Annotated in this window: 15 protein-coding genes; 9 read left to right on the top strand and 6 right to left on the bottom strand. The window is 61.8% G+C overall.

The genetic code is table 11. The features are described 5' to 3' along the window. Positions 1-117: 117 nt before the first annotated feature. The 4 genes from denD to PVA39_RS14230 all read left to right on the top strand — a co-directional run bounded on the left by denD (position 118) and on the right by PVA39_RS14230 (position 5,933). Positions 118-1,074, top strand: coding sequence for a D-erythronate dehydrogenase (gene denD / locus PVA39_RS14215; protein ID WP_274124592.1), 957 nt, complete (start codon positions 118-120; stop codon positions 1,072-1,074). Between the two features lie 52 nt (positions 1,075-1,126). Beyond that, positions 1,127-2,533 carry a GntP family permease gene (locus tag PVA39_RS14220; protein ID WP_274124593.1) on the top strand — a complete coding sequence of 469 codons (1,407 nt, stop codon included), beginning with the start codon at positions 1,127-1,129 and terminating at the stop codon, positions 2,531-2,533. Positions 2,534-2,718: 185 nt separating this feature from the next. Continuing rightward, positions 2,719-3,879 (top strand): L-talarate/galactarate dehydratase, encoded by a 1,161-nt coding sequence (locus PVA39_RS14225; RefSeq protein ID WP_274124594.1) that lies wholly within the window; start codon positions 2,719-2,721, stop codon positions 3,877-3,879. Between the two features lie 254 nt (positions 3,880-4,133). Continuing rightward, positions 4,134-5,933 (top strand): methyl-accepting chemotaxis protein, encoded by a 1,800-nt coding sequence (locus tag PVA39_RS14230; RefSeq protein WP_274124595.1) that lies wholly within the window; start codon positions 4,134-4,136, stop codon positions 5,931-5,933. An 80-nt stretch (positions 5,934-6,013) separates the two neighbouring features. Here the strand turns inward: PVA39_RS14230 and PVA39_RS14235 are convergent, their stop codons facing one another. After that, a complete protein-coding gene (locus tag PVA39_RS14235) occupies positions 6,014-6,355 on the bottom strand; it encodes a hypothetical protein (protein ID WP_274124596.1) in 342 nt (113 codons plus the stop codon). A 414-nt stretch (positions 6,356-6,769) separates the two neighbouring features. Here PVA39_RS14235 and PVA39_RS14240 point away from each other — a divergent pair, with 414 nt between their 5' ends. Then, positions 6,770-6,994, top strand: coding sequence for a PLD nuclease N-terminal domain-containing protein (locus PVA39_RS14240; protein WP_093502867.1), 225 nt, complete (start codon positions 6,770-6,772; stop codon positions 6,992-6,994). A gap of 80 nt (positions 6,995-7,074) precedes the next feature. Next, positions 7,075-7,350, top strand: coding sequence for a DUF1652 domain-containing protein (locus PVA39_RS14245; RefSeq protein ID WP_167363123.1), 276 nt, complete (start codon positions 7,075-7,077; stop codon positions 7,348-7,350). Between the two features lie 9 nt (positions 7,351-7,359). On the opposite strand, the gene PVA39_RS14250 is transcribed toward PVA39_RS14245, so the two are convergent. After that, positions 7,360-7,797 (bottom strand): hypothetical protein, encoded by a 438-nt coding sequence (locus tag PVA39_RS14250; RefSeq protein ID WP_274124597.1) that lies wholly within the window; start codon positions 7,795-7,797, stop codon positions 7,360-7,362. Positions 7,798-8,003: 206 nt separating this feature from the next. Between PVA39_RS14250 and PVA39_RS14255 the strand changes: the two genes are divergently transcribed. Continuing rightward, a complete protein-coding gene (locus tag PVA39_RS14255) occupies positions 8,004-8,222 on the top strand; it encodes a hypothetical protein (protein ID WP_274124598.1) in 219 nt (72 codons plus the stop codon). A gap of 116 nt (positions 8,223-8,338) precedes the next feature. Here the strand turns inward: PVA39_RS14255 and PVA39_RS14260 are convergent, their stop codons facing one another. From PVA39_RS14260 to PVA39_RS14275, 4 genes are all read right to left on the bottom strand, one after another. Further along, positions 8,339-9,244 (bottom strand): SDR family oxidoreductase, encoded by a 906-nt coding sequence (locus tag PVA39_RS14260; RefSeq protein WP_274124599.1) that lies wholly within the window; start codon positions 9,242-9,244, stop codon positions 8,339-8,341. A gap of 189 nt (positions 9,245-9,433) precedes the next feature. Further along, a complete protein-coding gene (locus tag PVA39_RS14265) occupies positions 9,434-11,782 on the bottom strand; it encodes an FdhF/YdeP family oxidoreductase (protein WP_274124600.1) in 2,349 nt (782 codons plus the stop codon). Between the two features lie 195 nt (positions 11,783-11,977). Then, positions 11,978-12,337 (bottom strand): hypothetical protein, encoded by a 360-nt coding sequence (locus PVA39_RS14270; RefSeq protein ID WP_274124601.1) that lies wholly within the window; start codon positions 12,335-12,337, stop codon positions 11,978-11,980. Then, the gene (locus PVA39_RS14275) at positions 12,324-12,797 is read right to left on the bottom strand and encodes a hypothetical protein (RefSeq protein ID WP_093502855.1); all 474 of its coding nucleotides are present in this window, start codon (positions 12,795-12,797) and stop codon (positions 12,324-12,326) included. Before PVA39_RS14275 ends, PVA39_RS14270 begins: the two co-directional genes overlap by 14 nt. Positions 12,798-12,982: 185 nt before the next feature. On the opposite strand from PVA39_RS14275, the gene PVA39_RS14280 reads away from it, so the two are divergent. Together PVA39_RS14280 and PVA39_RS14285 are read left to right on the top strand one after the other, a co-directional pair. Continuing rightward, the gene (locus tag PVA39_RS14280) at positions 12,983-13,537 is read left to right on the top strand and encodes a nucleotidyltransferase family protein (RefSeq protein WP_274124602.1); all 555 of its coding nucleotides are present in this window, start codon (positions 12,983-12,985) and stop codon (positions 13,535-13,537) included. Between the two features lie 260 nt (positions 13,538-13,797). Further along, complete coding sequence (locus tag PVA39_RS14285) at positions 13,798-15,588, top strand: ABC transporter ATP-binding protein/permease (RefSeq protein ID WP_274124603.1); 1,791 nt, start codon at positions 13,798-13,800, stop codon at positions 15,586-15,588. Positions 15,589-15,785 lie beyond the last annotated feature (197 nt).

Raw genomic sequence — 15,785 nt, forward strand, 5'->3', positions numbered from 1 at the left:
GTTGCGCCAATGTTAAATTCATCATACAACATGACAACTACCTGTCACCTGATTCGTCCAATAACAAGAATACGGGGCATGCGTATGCCCGGATATTCTCCTCAGGGAGTGTGATCCATGAAGATACTGGTAACTGGTGGCGCCGGCTTTCTCGGTGCCCGACTGGTCGAGGCGCTGCTGGCGCCCGATGCGCGTGATCTGATGCCGGAGGGCGGGCGCATCGTGTCGGCGGACCTGGCTGCCTGCCCCATCGCCGATCCGCGCATCGAATCGCGCACCGGCGACATTTCCGACCCTGCCTTTCTCGCTTCGCTGGTCGACGCCGACACCCGCGTGATCTATCACCTGGCTGCCATCGTCAGCGGCCAGGCCGAAGCGGACTTCGACCTGGGCCTGCGCATCAATTTCGACGCCTCGCGCGCCTTGCTCGAACACTGCCGTGAGCAGGGCCAGGTGCCGCGCTTCGTGTTCGCCAGCTCCCTTGCCGTATTCGGCGGGCCGTTGCCTGACCGGGTACCCGAGTCGCTGGCTCCGCTGCCGCAATCGTCCTACGGGGCGCAGAAGGCCATGGCCGAACTGCTGATCAACGATTATTCGCGCAAGGGCTTCGTCGATGGCCGCGTATGCCGGCTGCCGACGATTTCCGTGCGCCCGGGCAAACCCAATGCCGCGGCCTCATCGTTCGCCAGCGGCATCGTGCGTGAACCATTGGCCGGCCAGGTCAGCAACTGCCCGGTGCCGCTGGACACACGGCTGTGGTTGTCCTCCCCCGGCACGGTGATCGCCAACCTGCTGCACGCCGCGCGCCTGGATGGCGAAGCCCTGGGCCAGCGCCGCACGCTCAACCTGCCAGGCATCAGCGTGAAGGTCAGCGAAATGCTCGACAGCCTCGCCCGGGTTGGCGGCGAGGCAGCACTTGAGCGCGTCAGCCATGAGCCGGACGAGCGCGTGCAACGCATCGTGTGCAGCTGGCCCGGCGATTTCGACATCACCCGCTCGCTGCAACTGGGGTTCACCGCCGACAGCAATTTCGACGCGGTGATCGAGGCTCACCAGCGCGACATGCACCGCTAACCGCTGCCAGCGGCGCGGTCGCTCCATCTAATAACAACAAGAGGAATCCACCATGCAAGCAACCTCCATCGCCGGGCCTCAGCTGATGGTTGGCCTGGTCCTGGCCATCGTCGTGCTGATCGTGCTCGTGCTGAAAACTCGCATCCACGCCCTGCTGGCGCTGATCATCGCAGCCTCCATCTCCGGCCTGGTCGGCGGCATGGCGCCCGATGCCCTGGTCAAATCCATCACCACTGGCTTCGGTACCACGCTGTCTACCATCGGCCTGGTGATCGGCTTCGGGGTGATGATGGGCCGCCTGCTGGAAGTTTCCGGCGCGGCCGAGCGCATGGCTTACAGCTTCGTGCGCTGGCTGGGCAACAAGCGTGAAGAGTGGGCGATGATGGTCACCGGCTACATCGTCTCGGTGCCGATCTTCTGCGATTCGGCTTTCGTCATCCTCAACCCGCTGGTACGTGCTCTGTCGCGTAACACCGGCAAATCCATGCTGACTCTGGGCATCGCCCTGGCCGGCGGCCTGATGCTCACTCACCATGCGGTACCGCCAACTCCGGGACCGCTGGGCATCGCCGGGATCTTCAACATCGACGTCGGCCTGATGATGTTCTGGGGCGTGGTGTTCACCCTGCCCGCCACTTTCGTGCTGGTCGCCTATGCCCGCTTCATGGGCCCGCGCATCGAAGCGATGATCGCCCAGAGCGGCCAGGCGCCCGTCGACCCGGCGGTGGCCTATCGCGAAGTGCTGCAGCGTGCGGACGAGCGTGAAGCCGAGCTGCCACCGCTGTGGCTGTCGATGCTGCCGATCCTGCTGCCGATTCTGCTGATCTTCGCCAATACCCTGGTCGGCGTGATCGCCAAGCTCGATGCCGGCAGCACCCTGCAGCAGAGCCTGCTCGGCCAGACCGTGGCCTTTCTCGGCAACCCGGTGATCGCCGTCGGCCTGGGCGTGGTCGTCGCGCTCTATGGCCTGGTGCCCCGTCGCCCGCGCGATGAAGTCATCGCCGAGATGGAAAAAGGCGTGGAAAGCGCCGGCATCATTCTCCTGGTAACCGGTGCCGGCGGTGCGCTGGGCGCCGTGCTGCGCGACAGCGGCGCGGGCCAGTACATGGGCGAATGGGTAGCGACGCTACCGTTGCCAGCGGTGCTGATTCCCTTCGTGATCGCCTCTCTGGTACGCCTCATCCAGGGCAGCGGCACGGTGGCGATGATCACCGGCGCGTCGATCTCGGCACCGATCCTGGCGACCATTCCGGATGTGAACATGGTCTTCGCTGCGCAGGCTGCCGCCATCGGCTCGATGGTCTTCGGCTACTTCAACGACAGCTACTTCTGGGTGGTCAACCGCATGCTGGGCGTGAAGAACGCCAAGCATCAGTTGCTGACTTGGTCGGTGCCCACCACCCTGGGCTGGCTCACCTCGCTGCTGACCCTGCTCGTGTTCAACGCCATCCTCGGCTGAGTGTCGCCGGCATCCTGGGCCTGCTAGCGCCCTGGATGCCGGCGCCTCGATGGCCACCATTACATCTTTAATGAAAGCGAGCCGGCACAGGCTTGAATGATTACCTAATCAGCTTAACGTCCGGGATCACGCCGGTGGTCTGCCACCCGGCGACTCCAACAAGAACGTCGAGCGAGGTAATCAGCGTGAGTGATCACATCCTTTCCCAAGGCTGCGCAGACCAGGACCAGATCGCCTGGGTGCGCATCGCCTCGGTCTTCCTGCCCCTGGCCAACCCGATCAGCGATGCCAAGGTGCTGACCGGCCGGCAAAAACCGATGACCGAAATCGCCATGCTGTTCGTGGAAATCGAAAGTAAGGATGGCCACCGCGGTCTGGGCTTCAGCTACTCGAAACGCGCCGGCGGCCCCGGTCAGTTCGCCCATGCCCAGGAAATCGCCCCGGCACTGCTCGGCGAGAACCCCAGCGACATCCAGAAGCTGTGGACCAAACTGTGCTGGGCCGGCGCCTCGGTGGGCCGCAGCGGCCTGTCGACCCAGGCCATCGGCGCCTTCGACGTGGCCCTGTGGGACATGAAAGCCAAGCGCGCGGGCCTCTCCCTGGCCCGCCTGCTAGGTGCCCAGCGCGACTCGGTGCGCTGCTACAACACCTCTGGCGGTTTTCTGCACACGCCGCTGGATCAGCTAAAGGTCAACACCGATCTATCGCGCGAGAAAGGCATCGGCGGCATCAAGCTGAAGGTCGGCCAGCCCGACTCGGCCCTCGACCTGCACCGCGTCGCCACCATTCGCCAGCACCTGGGCGACGACTTCCCGCTGATGGTCGACGCCAACCAGCAGTGGGATCGGCCCACCGCCCAGCGCATGTGCCGGCGTTTCGAGGAATTCAACCTGGTATGGATCGAGGAGCCGCTGGACTGCTACGACGCCGAAGGCCACGCCGCTCTGGCCGCGGCCTTCGACACGCCGATCGCCACCGGCGAGATGCTCACCAGCGTTGCCGAGCATGCCGAGTTCATCAAAGCCCGCGGCGCTGACTACCTGATGCCTGATGGGCCGCGGGTCGGCGGTATCACGCCATTCCTGAAGATCGCCGCCATGGCCGAGCACGCCGGCTTGATGCTCGCCCCACACTTCGCCATGGAGTTGCACGTTCACCTGGCTGCCACCTACCCGACCGAACCCTGGGTCGAACACTTCGAATGGCTCGAGCCTCTGTTCAACGAGCGCCTGGAAACCCGCGATGGCCGCATGCTGGTGCCGAACCGCCCTGGCCTGGGCCTGTCGCTAAGCGAGCACGTGGCTGGGTGGACCGCCCAGCAGGCGGAGTTCGGCCAGCGCGGCTAAGCTCTTCTTCGTGCAACAAAGCGCTACCGGCCCTGTGCCGGTAGTGTCGTTTGTACGAGTGGCCAATTGACGCCATTTTTTGTGTAACCACTCTTTAACGGTCACAAGCGAAGCACTACACTCGCCGCCCCGCGGTGGAACATCCGACAAATCGCGTGGAACGTCGGCGAACAGAGCCCCCTTTGTTAAAGGTTCCGCGCTTCTGGTCGAAGTAATGGAAATCCAAGGATTATTTCTCTGTCAGGAGCTGCGGCATGCAGTCGTTAAAGTCGCTGTACGATTCCATCGAAATGCACTTTTTCGATACCTTGACCAAAAAGCTCTCCAGCCTCTTTCTGTTAGTGGTGGTCAGTGGCCTGCTGGTCTGGGTGGCCTTGAGCCTGCGCGCCGATATCGTGCAGCTGCTGCACGGTGCCCAACTCGACCCGGCATTGCTCAAGCAGGTCGAAGGCAAGCTCGACACCTTGGGCACGGCGCTGACGCTCAGCGCGCTGTTCACGTTGGGCATGGTCAGTTTCATGGTCTGGTATTTCCGCCACCTGATCGTACGCCCGGTCGACAACATGACCCGCGCTTTGGAAGAAATCGCCAGCGGTGAAGGCGACCTGTCCCGCGACCTGCCCCTGCTCACCCACGACGAAATCCGTACCCTGGCCAGCACCTGCAACCGCTTCCTGGCCAAGCAGCGCGAGATCATCAGTAACGTGCAGGCACTGACCGTACAGATCGCCGTGGAATCGGCCCGCTCGCTGAAGAACATCAGCGACTCCAGCGACAGCGCCACCCACCAGGCGCGCTTCGCCAACGAGGTGATGAGCGAGAGCAACATCGCTGTCGGCCGTATCGACGAGGTGTCGCAGCAGACTCAGGCGATCTCGGCGACCACCGCACATAACCTCGGCATGGCACAGGACTCCTACGCGGAACTCCTGGAAGTCACCGGCAACATCAGCGCCATTTCCAACAGCCTCAACGAATTCAGCACCCTGGTTTCGGCGCTCAACGAGCGTTCGTCGAATATCAAGTCGGTGGTCGGCCTGATCCAGCAGATTTCCTCGCAGACCAACCTGCTGGCCCTCAACGCCGCCATCGAAGCGGCCCGTGCCGGCGAAAGCGGCCGTAGTTTCGCGGTAGTCGCCGATGAGGTGCGCACCCTGGCGCAGAACGTCAGCCAGGCCACCGGCGACATCTCGCAAAACATCGACGCCATGCTCAAGGAAGTCAGCACCACCCACGAGCAGACCGCACGCATCAGCCAGAGCGCCCGGGAAACCCAAGTGGTGGTCGAGCGTGCCACAGGGCACTTCGAGACGATGATCGGCGACTTCGAATCCACCACCAGCAAGCTGGCGGAGATCGCCGAGCACATCCAGCAGGTGGCCGATGCCAATACTGGCATCAACGATCGCGTCACCCAGATCCACGCCGACAGCCAGGCCATCGACCAGCGCATGCAGCGCTCGGCCACCGCTACCCGTGACCTCTCAGGCGTTGCCGAACGGGTGCAGGAACTGCTCGGTCGCTTCGTACTTGGCGAGGGCGAACTCGACGCTGCCATCACTCGCGCGACCCAGTGCCGTGACGCCCTGCAGGCGCGCCTGGCAACACTGCAGCGCGAAGGCGTGAACCTGTTCGACCAGAACTACAAGCTGATCCCCAATACCGATCCCAAGCAGTACTTGACCGGCTACACCGAACGCTTCGCGCAGATCTGCCAGGAAGAGATCGACCGTCTGACCAAGGGTACGCAAGGCGGCATCGTGACCTTTATCGTCGACAACAAGGGCTACTGCCCGGTGAACAACAGCTGGGTGTCGAAGCCGCCAACCGGCAACCGCGCCGTCGACCTGCCGGTGTGCCGCAACAAGCGCATGTTCTCCGACCCGGTGGGCCTGCGCGCGGCGGGCAACACTCAGCGCTTCCTGCTGCAGACCTACCTGCGCGACACCGGCGAGATCATGACCGAGATCGACGTGCCGTTCTTCTTCGAGGGGCGCCACTGGGGCAACATGCGCATGGGCTTCGATGCCTCGCGCCTGCTTGGCAAATCCTGATGTTGCGAGGCGCCTGACAAGCCCTCATGACCCACAAAAAAGCCCCGACGATGCGGGGCTTTTTTGTGGGTGCGCTGCACTCAATGCAGAGAATCCAGGTTGCGGCGCGACCACATCATCTTCGCAGCAGTCGGGTTGACCGGGGCGCCAGTGAAGGTCGGCAGCTTGCGCGTTACCCATTGCGCGCCAGCGCCCTTCCAGTTCACTTCGCCGCTGACCAGCTTGTGGTCCCGCAGGATTTCGCGCTCGAGCGCGCGAGCACCGTCCTCGGTGTCGATGGCCGCCTTGTCGACAGCCTTGAGAAAGATGGCCTCGCCCTCCCGACTGATGCTCAGCAGGTACATGCCATCCGGGCGCGGGGTAATAGAAACGTTGTAATCCGGTAACGCGATGCTCAGTTGGTCGAGCGCGGCAGTATTCATCGGTGATCCTTTTATTGGTCGGCAGACAGCTATTGATTAATGCACCTGAACGGGTGCATCACACATGCCAACTTTTCAATGTGACGAATACGCCGGTTTTATTGTCTATCGAGCCGCTTACGCTTGTGCAAGGTAATTGCACTTTGCATGAATCGCCTTTATTGCACGGGCATCATGCACGCCTAATAAGCATTCACTGCGTTTTATATTAAAAGGCCAGCATGGCCGACCGTCTTTTCACGCGAACTTAATGGCACCGGGATACTTCGTAAGTGAACAGGGTAATTATTCTGGTGACAGGTCGAGGCGCTTTGTGCATGTAACGGCCTCAACACGGGTAAGACGCCCTCCAGCTTCCGTCTAACCCTGCGAACCCAATATCCATGGCTTCGCCGCAACCACAGGAGTTCCGCCATGGGCGATCCATCCCTACTATTCTGGCTCGGCGCCTTTGTCGTCATCGCTTTCGTCGACCTGGTCACCATCATGAATCTGTGGCGCAGTGAAAAGCGCTTCAATACCCGACTTATGTGGGCATTGATTATTCTGTTGCTGCCGGTCATTGGTTTGATCATCTGGGGGTTTATTGGCCCGCGTGGCATGCCCAAACCGCCGACTTCACCCGAGCAGAGCAAATAAAGCAGAACTATTGATTTGACAAGAAAGTCCGGACTGCCACTAATACCGGTAATAAAGGAGTAATACCGAGAGCAATAATTGTGGCAAAGCTTAAATTCCTGGACGCTGCAGCATTGCTGTACAACTATTTCCAGCCACTTGTTGTACAAGTGTCATTACAGTCGCCGACCAGTATGGTCGTGCATCTTTCAGAAAAGGACTCGGAAACCTCCCTCGAAGTACGCGATATCCCCTGCAGGACATCGCTGACTCCGACGGAAGTATTCGCCATCATCGAGCAGATCGAAGCACGCATTCGCCTGGACAAACCCGAGCTGTTCAATCGCCACTGCGTGAACAAGGCGCGCCTGCCATGACCGCAACACTTAGGCCTCGGGCTCGCGCTGACGATCCTGCTGGATGGCATCGAGCAGCACCACCAGCTCTGCCGCGGTGGGCACGGTGCGCCCACCCAGCTCATCCTTGACCGAACCCTGCACGCTCGTGGTCGCGAGCCCGAAACGGTTCAGCGCATCGGTCATCGCCTGGTCATCGAGGCCCTGCTGCTGAAGCACCCGCATCAGGCTGTCCCACACATTGCGCAGGTCCGGCTGATGGTCTCGGCCATCCGGCCACGGGTGGCCGACGCGCGGTTCGGGGTGCATTTCCGCCACGGTCACTTCGCCTTCGTAGGCACGTACCCAGCCGCCTTTTTCGGCTACACGAGCATCGCGCGAGGCACGGTTCCAGGCGGCCTGCGCCAGTGCCGGCGAGGTGGTCGCACAGAGCAGTTCGTCATCGAGGTAAATCCGGAATTGGCCCATGTCGTTCTTCCATCGAGTGATTGTCGAGCGTCTCAGAATTCGATTCGGCCGATGCCCAGGGATTCAGCTTTTCTGCCGGCCGGAAGCCCCGAAATCCGTGGATTTGAAGCATCCGAATACAGACGGCGATTGTTCGAACTCGTCAGCCCTCAGGGCCTCGTAATTAACAAGGGGCTGACTCACAGCCCACAGCCAGGAGGAAACCCATGAGCCAGAAACCAATCGATTCGACGCCACCCAACAGCCCTGCCAAGGATGTGCAAGGCGAAGACGTCAACGTGGTGAAAAAGCAAACTCAGCGCCACGGTGAGAAGACCGAGGCGGTGGATCGGGCCATTACTCCGACAACCATCAAGACCAAGGAGCAGGAAGCGGAAAAGATCAAACAGGCTTCTGAAGAAGCGCGTCGCAAGCTCGAGCAATAAGCGTAAAAGATCAACCTCCCGATATCGCTCGGCAGCCGCAAGATGCGGCGAATGGCCCAGGCAACGATGTAATTTTGTAAACGGGCCCGCAGCGGGCGTACTGCGGGCCCCGGGCCTTACGGCAGGGGGTTGCCGCCGGTCACCCCAAAGGTTTCACCAGTGATGTAGCTCGATTCCTGAGACGCCAGCAGCACGTACAGCGGCGCACATTCGGCCGGTTGACCCGGGCGCTTCATTGGCACCTGAGAGCCAAAGGTGGGGATCTTCTCCTGGGGCTGGCCGTCGCTGGGCTGCAGCACGGTCCAGATCGGCCCCGGCGCGACCGCATTGACGCGGATGCCCTGCTCGATCACCTGGCTCGACAGCGCCTTGGTGAAGGCGACGATGGCCGCCTTGGTGGACGCGTAATCGAGCAGCGTGCCGGATGGATCGTAGGACTGGATCGAGGCCGTGTTGATGATCGCCGCACCTGGCGGCATATGCGCCACCGCCGCCTTGCACAGCCAGAACATGGCGTAGACGTTGGTCTTGAAGGTGTGGTCGAACTGCTCGGTGGTAATCTCGGAAATATGCTTCTGGGTGATCTGCTTGCCGGCCACGTTGACCAGAATGTCCAGGCCGCCGAGCGCCTCGACTGCGTCTCGCACCAGGGATACGCAGAAGGCTTCATCCTTGAGGTCGCCGGGAATGGCCACCGCACGCCGGCCCTCGGCCTCAATCAGCTTGATGACTTCCTGGGCATCCGGCTCTTCCTCGGGTAGGTAATTGAGCACGATGTCCGCACCTTCACGGGCGTAGGCGATGGCAGCTGCACGGCCAATGCCAGAGTCGGCACCGGTGATCAGTGCCTTGCGCCCGGCCAGGCGACCGAAGCCGATATAGCTCTCTTCGCCATGATCGGGCTCTGGGGTCATTTCCAGGTCCAGGCCTGGCTCGGGCTGATGCTGCGCGGGGAATTCAGGCTGCGGATACTGGGTCAGCGGGTTCTGCATGGCGAATTGGTTGGTGGTATTGCGGGTCATCGGATTCTCCTGTGCATGGATTCACGGTTGCCGCCACGTCTGAAGCGCAATCGCCACAGGCGAAAATCGCCTGCGTTCCAAGTTGGGAGAAAAGCCCGCCGCTTGAAGTTCAAGCCTTCCGAGCAGCGGGCATAAATGGCTCTAGCACGGCCGCTTCGCTTGTTTTCCACAGCGAAACGGCCGGCGTTTTCAGCGTTGGGCGGCGATCAGCGTCGGCTGCGCATCGCCAGGTGCCGCAGCAGTGCTCAGGCTCAGGGTCACGGGGATGGACTTAGCCGCCGGCACCTTGCTGCGTTCGGCGTGATGCCACAGCGGCACCAGTGGGTTGCACTCCGGGTAATAGGCCGCACAGCAACTCTGGGGAATGTCATAGGCAAGAATCTGCAGCGGCCCAACGCGCCGCTCGACCTGCGGCTCCACTGCGGTGGTCACATCTACCCAATCGCCGCCTGCCAGCCCCAATCGCGCGATATCGTCGGCATTCATGAAGATCACCGAGCGGGTGCCATATACCCCGCGAAAGCGGTCTTCGTAGCCGTAAATGGTGGTGTTGAACTGGTCATTGCTGCGAATCGTCATCAGTTGCAGCACGTCGCGCCGGCCGTAGGCGGCGCTAACGTCATTATCGGCGACGAGCTGCTGCGGCACCGCGAACTGCGCCTTGCCGCTCTCGGTCGCCCACTCACGCTGCGCCGCGGCCAGCGGTCGATGAAAGCCACCGGGCTGCCACATACGCGCTTCGAAATCGTGGAATATTTTGGGGTAGATAGTGGCGATGGCCTTGCGCACCAGCCCGTAATCACGGCGCCAGGCATCCCAGTCGATACCGACCTCGGCGCCCAGGGTCGCGCGCGCCAGCCCCGCGATGATCGCCGGTTCCGAGCGCAAGTGCTCGCTGGCCGGCTCGCTCTTGCCACGCCAGCCGTGAATGCAACCGGTGCTGTCCTCGGTACTGTGGCACTGCTCGACGCCGTCCTGCCGGTCGATCTCGATGCGCCCCAGGCACGGCAGCAGCCAGGCCTGTTCCCCAGGCAGCAGGTGCGAGTGATTGAGCTTGGTGGCCACTTGCACATTGAGCGTCAGACGCTGCCAGGCTGGCTCGATCTGATCGGTGTCCGGCACCGCGCGCAAGAAGTTGCCGCCCAGGCTGACGAAGCCGCGCACCTGGCCATCGAGCATGGCGGTGCAGGCATCGACGGTGTTCAAGCCCATGCGCTCTGGCACCTTGAAGTGAAAGTGCTGCTCGATCAGCTCGCCCGGCACCTTGGCCGGATCCTCGGTGATGCCCACGGTGCGCTGGCCCTGCACGTTGGAGTGGCCGCGCACCGGACAGATGCCGGCACCCGGCTTGCCGATATTGCCGCGTAGCAACAGCAGGTTCACCAGCATCTGCACGTTCTGCACGCCCTGTCGATGCTGAGTAACGCCCATGCCGTAAACGATCATCACCCGTTGCGACTGCGCATAGACCAGCGCCGCGGCCTCCATGGCGGCGCGCTTGAGGCCGGTGATGGCCTCGATCTGCGCCCACTCCTGCTCGCGTACATAGGCGATGAAGTCGTCGGCGCCGCTGGTGTGCTCTGCGATAAAGGCCATGTCCAGCACGCCGGGCTCGCCGCGCTGCCGGGCTGCGTCGTGCAGATCGAGCAGCGCCTTACTGACCCCGACGATGGCTGCGGTATCGCCGCCGATGGCGACCTGGTGATATTGGGTGCTTATCTGCGTCGAATTGGGGCCGAGCATCTCCAACGGCGACTGCGGGTTGACGAACTCCTGCAGGCCACGCTCCTTGAGCGGGTTGAAGGTGATGATCGGCACATCGCGCTGTCGTGCTTCCTGCAACTGGTGCAGCATGCGCGGCGCATTGCTGCCGACGTTCTGGCCGAAGAACAGCAGGCAGTCGGTGTGCGCAAAATCGTTCAGCGTCACCGTGCCGACCGGCACGCCGATGCTCTCCTGCAGACCCACCGAGGTGCTTTCGTGGCACATGTTGGAGCTGTCCGGCAGGTTGTTGGTGCCGTAGGCGCGGGCGAATAGCTGATACATGAACGAAGCCTCCAGCGAGGCACGCCCGGAGGCGTAGAACACCACCTCGTCCGGCTGCAGCGCGCGCAGACCGGCGCCGATTTCCTGGTAGGCAGCCTCCCAGGTGGTTTCCTCATAGTGATCGGTGCCCGGGTTATAGCGCATGGGATGAGTCAGGCGCCCGTGCTGCTCAAGCGCATGGGCCGACCAGCTGCGTAACTCGCTAACGCTGTGCTCGGCGAAGAACGCCGGGCTGCTGCGCTTGGCCGTCAACTCCCACGCCGTAGCCTTGGCGCCGTTCTCACAGAATTCCATCGGGCGAGTGTCGCCCGGTTTGGCCCAGGCGCAACTCACACAGGCAAAACCGTCGGGCTTGTTCTGCCTCAAGAGCGCCGCGCCGATCTTCACCACCGCCTGTTCACGCAGCAGAATACCCGCCACCGACCTGGCCGACCCCCAGCCCCCGGACGCGTCTGTGTAAGGTCGATAACGGGTCTTCGGATCAGTCAGCATGTCCCTCTCCTGCGCATGGCTCGTTCAGGTACGACGAAACCGTTTCGCGAAAGGTTCGGGTTAACGGCCCTGCGGTCTGGCGGGCGATTGATGAGCGGGTGTGTCGGGTGCAGGGAAGCGCTATGGCAGGCTGGCTGCTTGGCGCGAGCTCATTCGCGAAAGCCTCTGTCGCCATTCACGAACGAACTCACAGGTTTAGACGTTCGGACTTAACGGGAATGCGGCAATGCCGAACATAGCCACCAGCAAGATCAGAAGGGCCAGATTGATCAAAATACGTCGTCCTTTGCTAATCCCGATGAACTCTTTGGCGATACCTCCTAAAAACAGGGCCCCTACTGCCAAGAACGCCGGCATCGACACCATCCAGTCAGCGATTTGGCTGTTCATCAGCAGCTCACTATCTGGATAAAGCCCCTCACTGATGGCCATGTATTGGGGCCTTGCATCAACAAGCCCCCAATACGCCGCCACGGTAATCAGCTGAAGCACCAGCAATATCAGGTTGCAGAAGGTCTTCAGCCGGCGAAAACCTCTCACTTCACGGCTGTGCACAGAGCGCGCTCCCGTTCTGAGTCTTGCCCATCATGTCCTTGATCACACCGCGAATTTTAGTGTCTGCCAGTTGCCCACCTTTGGATTCGACCTTGATCCGGCTGAGCGAGAAGGTAGATTCATTGCTCGCATCATAAATGGTGAAATTCACATCAACGGTACCGCTGAATGCCAGCGTCCCCTTTAACTCGACTTCACCTAGCTTGCCAACCAGCGAAGAGCGGCTGCACAGCCAAGCGTGCTTGATGGTATCGATCTTCATCCAGGCCGTTTCGATATGGCCGGCGATCAGCGTACCGCTGTTGCCACCTATTTCAGGACCGGAGGCAATGCCAAAGGTCTGCGGCTGATCGCTGCTAGAACGCCTTAGCTGAATGTAAACACCGCTAAACAGGCTGAAACCAATGCTGGTTTTGGGTAACGCTGCGCCAATACCGCTGGCCAGTATCTTCATCTCCATCACATGCTCCTTATGTGTGTTCGGGTCGGTGGTTTAGTCGCTGAACAAGCATGACGTCACAGCAACAAATCCACCGTGAGTGACCGCGCACAAAGGAAATAAATCCCAAGTGCATGCAGAGGATTCGCACGAGGAGTCAGACGACCTACTACGGTCTTAATCTCGATGCTTGATACGATCCGCCCATGAGCCACTTACCTACCCTGGTTGCCCTGCTGAACGCCGATAAGTATCGCAGGCGAATACTGCAGCAGGTCCGAGCCCTGCATCTGCCTGACTGCTGGGTGGCAGCAGGCTTCGTCCGCAGCGCCGTCTGGGATCACCGGCACGGTCGAGCCAGCTCTTCTCTGTCATCCGATATCGACGTGATCTGGTTCGACCGCGGCAATGCCTCGCCGGAGCGAGATAGCGAATTGAAAGCCCAGCTGCAGAATGTTGATAAAGGGCTCGACTGGTCAGTGAAGAACCAGGCACGCATGCACCTGCGCAACGGCGACCGGCCTTATGAATCGGCGACGGATGCAATGCGTTACTGGCCCGAAACTGCCACGGCAGTCGCGGTGCGGCTAAACGCTGATGATGAATTGGAGGTTGCTGCGCCCTTTGGCCTGAACGACCTTTTCGATCTTGTCGTACGCCCAGCCGGAAGATTTCGAGACGAGAAAAGACACCTGTTTCTTAAGCGGCTACAGAACAAAGATTGGCTAGCGAAATGGCCTGGCCTGAAAGTACTCGACTAATCCCGCAGGGTGAATCACGCTTCACCGATCCATGATGGCGTATGTAAACAGCGACATCCGCCCTACGAGCTGCGGGGCCAATTTCACGGCGCCCACGAGCGCAACCTGAACGGCAGCCATCAGCCCTGCAAAAAACAAGGCATCCAGAAACCAACGCTGCGAAAACAAGTCTCCAGTAGGCGTGTCACCCACGCTTGTAGTCTCGGCAGCCGGCCCTCCGGCACTCCCTTCCTGTCGAAGCATCGCGGACCCTAGATCTTATGGATTGGCACCAAGCTCTTAGCGACAGCCTGATCTGGCTGGCCATCGCCTCGCTGTGCACCTTTATCGGCTTCACCCTCACCGCCACCGCCCTTATCCGCTTCACCCGCTGGGGCCGACAATTCTGGCAGATCACCGGGCCCTATCTCAGCCCGCGCAACAGTTGGCGGCCGCTGCTGACCTTCGCACTGCTCCTGCTACTGGCGCTGTTCGCGGTGCGCATGGATGTGCTGTTTTCGTTCTGGTACAACGGCTTCTACAGCGCCCTGCAGGGGCTGGATCAGCAGGCGTTCTGGTTCCTGCTCGGCGTCTTCGCCATCCTCGCCAGCATCCATGTGGCGCGTGCGCTGTTCGACTTCTACGTGAGCCAGGCGCTGAGCATCCACTGGCGTAGCTGGCTCAACGGGCGCCTGACCGACGACTGGCTCAAGGGCGATGCCTACTACAGGGGCCAGTTCCTCGCGCAGCCGGTCGACAACCCCGACCAGCGCATCGAGCTAGACATCGCCGCCATCGTTTCCAGCTCGCTCAAGCTCTCGCTCGGCGCGGTCAGCGCGCTGGTGTCGCTGGTGGCCTTCAGCGCCATCCTCTGGGGGCTGTCCGCACCGCTGAGCGTAGCCGGCGTGGAGATTCCACGGGCGATGGTATTCGCCGTGTACCTCTACGTGATCATCGCCACGCTGATCGCCTTCCGCCTCGGCCGCCCCTTGATCCGCCTTAATTTCCTCAACGAACAGCGCTCGGCCAACTTCCGCTACGCCCTGGTGCGTCTGCGCGAATACGCCGAAAACGTCGCCTTCTACCAGGGCCGCGACGTGGAGCGGCGTACCCTGCTGGGCCGCTTCGGCGCACTGGTGGAAAACCTCTGGGCACTGGTCTACCGAAGCCTGAAGTTCGACGGCTTCAACCTCGGCGTCAGCCAGGTGGCGGTGGTGTTCCCCTTCATCCTCCAGGCGCCGCGCTTCTTCAGCGGCGCCATCAAACTCGGCGACGTGATGCAGACCGCGCAGGCTTTTGGCCAGGTACAGGACTCGCTTTCGTTTTTCCGCAGCAGCTACGACACCTTCGCCCAGTACCGCGCCACCCTCGACCGCCTGAGCGGCCTGCTCGACGCCAACCAGCAGGCCCGCGAGCTGCCGCAGGTCACCACCAGCACTCAGGCCAGCGGCCTGCAGGTGAATGACCTGCACCTGCAACGCCCGGACGGCCAGTTGCTGGTCGCGGGCCTCAAACTTGATCTACACGCCGGCCAGGCCCTGCTGGTACGCGGCCCCTCCGGCTGCGGCAAGACCACCCTGCTGCGCGCCATCGCCGGGCTGTGGCCCTACGCAGACGGGCAGGTGGCAAGGCCCACCGGGCACCAGGCGCTGTTCCTCGCCCAACGCCCTTACCTGCCGCTGGGCGACCTGCGCAGCGCACTGGCTTACCCAACCGAACCGGGCGACGACCGCGAGCGTATGCAACGGGTGCTGGAACAGGTGTGCCTGCCGCATCTGGCAACTCGCCTGGACGAGCCCGGCGACTGGAGCCGCGTCCTGTCCCTGGGTGAACAGCAACGCCTGGCCTTCGCCCGCCTGCTCTACAACCGCCCGGCGGTGGCCTTCCTCGACGAATCCAGCTCGGCCATGGACGAAGGCCTGGAACAGGCGCTCTACACCCTGCTGCGCCGCGAACTGCCCGACACCCTGTTGATCAGCGTCGGCCACCGCAACACCCTCGCCGCCTTCCACAACCAGCAGCTCGACCTGGACGGCAAAGGCGGCTGGCAACTGAGCGACCGCGAAGGCTGATCGAAAGCAAAGCGCCATAGCCTTTTGGGCTATGACGCCAAGCATCATTTCGCGACCCAAGTTCCGAAAGCCCGTCAGGCGTAGGGTGGATCTCGCTTAACCGATCCACCATGGCGGATGTAAAAAGCGACATCCGCCCTAAGGGCTGAGACCTCGCGCGCCTATATCATGGGACACCTTACCCTTGTGGGAACGGG

Source organism: Pseudomonas sp. CNPSo 3701, from assembly GCF_028674975.1.
GTDB classification, from domain to species: Bacteria; Pseudomonadota; Gammaproteobacteria; order Pseudomonadales; family Pseudomonadaceae; genus Aquipseudomonas; species Aquipseudomonas straminea.

Bases quoted from the DNA above. Each gene is read 5' to 3' on its own strand.
- PVA39_RS14285 (WP_274124603.1), top strand. From the start codon at position 13,798: ATGGATTGGCACCAAGCTCTTAGCGACAGCCTGATCTGGCTGGCCATC.
- PVA39_RS14230 (WP_274124595.1), top strand. From the start codon at position 4,134: ATGCAGTCGTTAAAGTCGCTGTACGATTCCATCGAAATGCACTTTTTC.
- PVA39_RS14280 (WP_274124602.1), top strand. From the start codon at position 12,983: ATGAGCCACTTACCTACCCTGGTTGCCCTGCTGAACGCCGATAAGTAT.
- PVA39_RS14220 (WP_274124593.1), top strand. From the start codon at position 1,127: ATGCAAGCAACCTCCATCGCCGGGCCTCAGCTGATGGTTGGCCTGGTC.
- PVA39_RS14260 (WP_274124599.1), bottom strand. From the start codon at position 9,244: ATGACCCGCAATACCACCAACCAATTCGCCATGCAGAACCCGCTGACC.
- PVA39_RS14240 (WP_093502867.1), top strand. From the start codon at position 6,770: ATGGGCGATCCATCCCTACTATTCTGGCTCGGCGCCTTTGTCGTCATC.
- PVA39_RS14275 (WP_093502855.1), bottom strand. From the start codon at position 12,797: ATGGAGATGAAGATACTGGCCAGCGGTATTGGCGCAGCGTTACCCAAA.
- PVA39_RS14235 (WP_274124596.1), bottom strand. From the start codon at position 6,355: ATGAATACTGCCGCGCTCGACCAACTGAGCATCGCGTTACCGGATTAC.
- PVA39_RS14265 (WP_274124600.1), bottom strand. From the start codon at position 11,782: ATGCTGACTGATCCGAAGACCCGTTATCGACCTTACACAGACGCGTCC.
- PVA39_RS14250 (WP_274124597.1), bottom strand. From the start codon at position 7,797: ATGGGCCAATTCCGGATTTACCTCGATGACGAACTGCTCTGTGCGACC.
- PVA39_RS14255 (WP_274124598.1), top strand. From the start codon at position 8,004: ATGAGCCAGAAACCAATCGATTCGACGCCACCCAACAGCCCTGCCAAG.
- denD (WP_274124592.1), top strand. From the start codon at position 118: ATGAAGATACTGGTAACTGGTGGCGCCGGCTTTCTCGGTGCCCGACTG.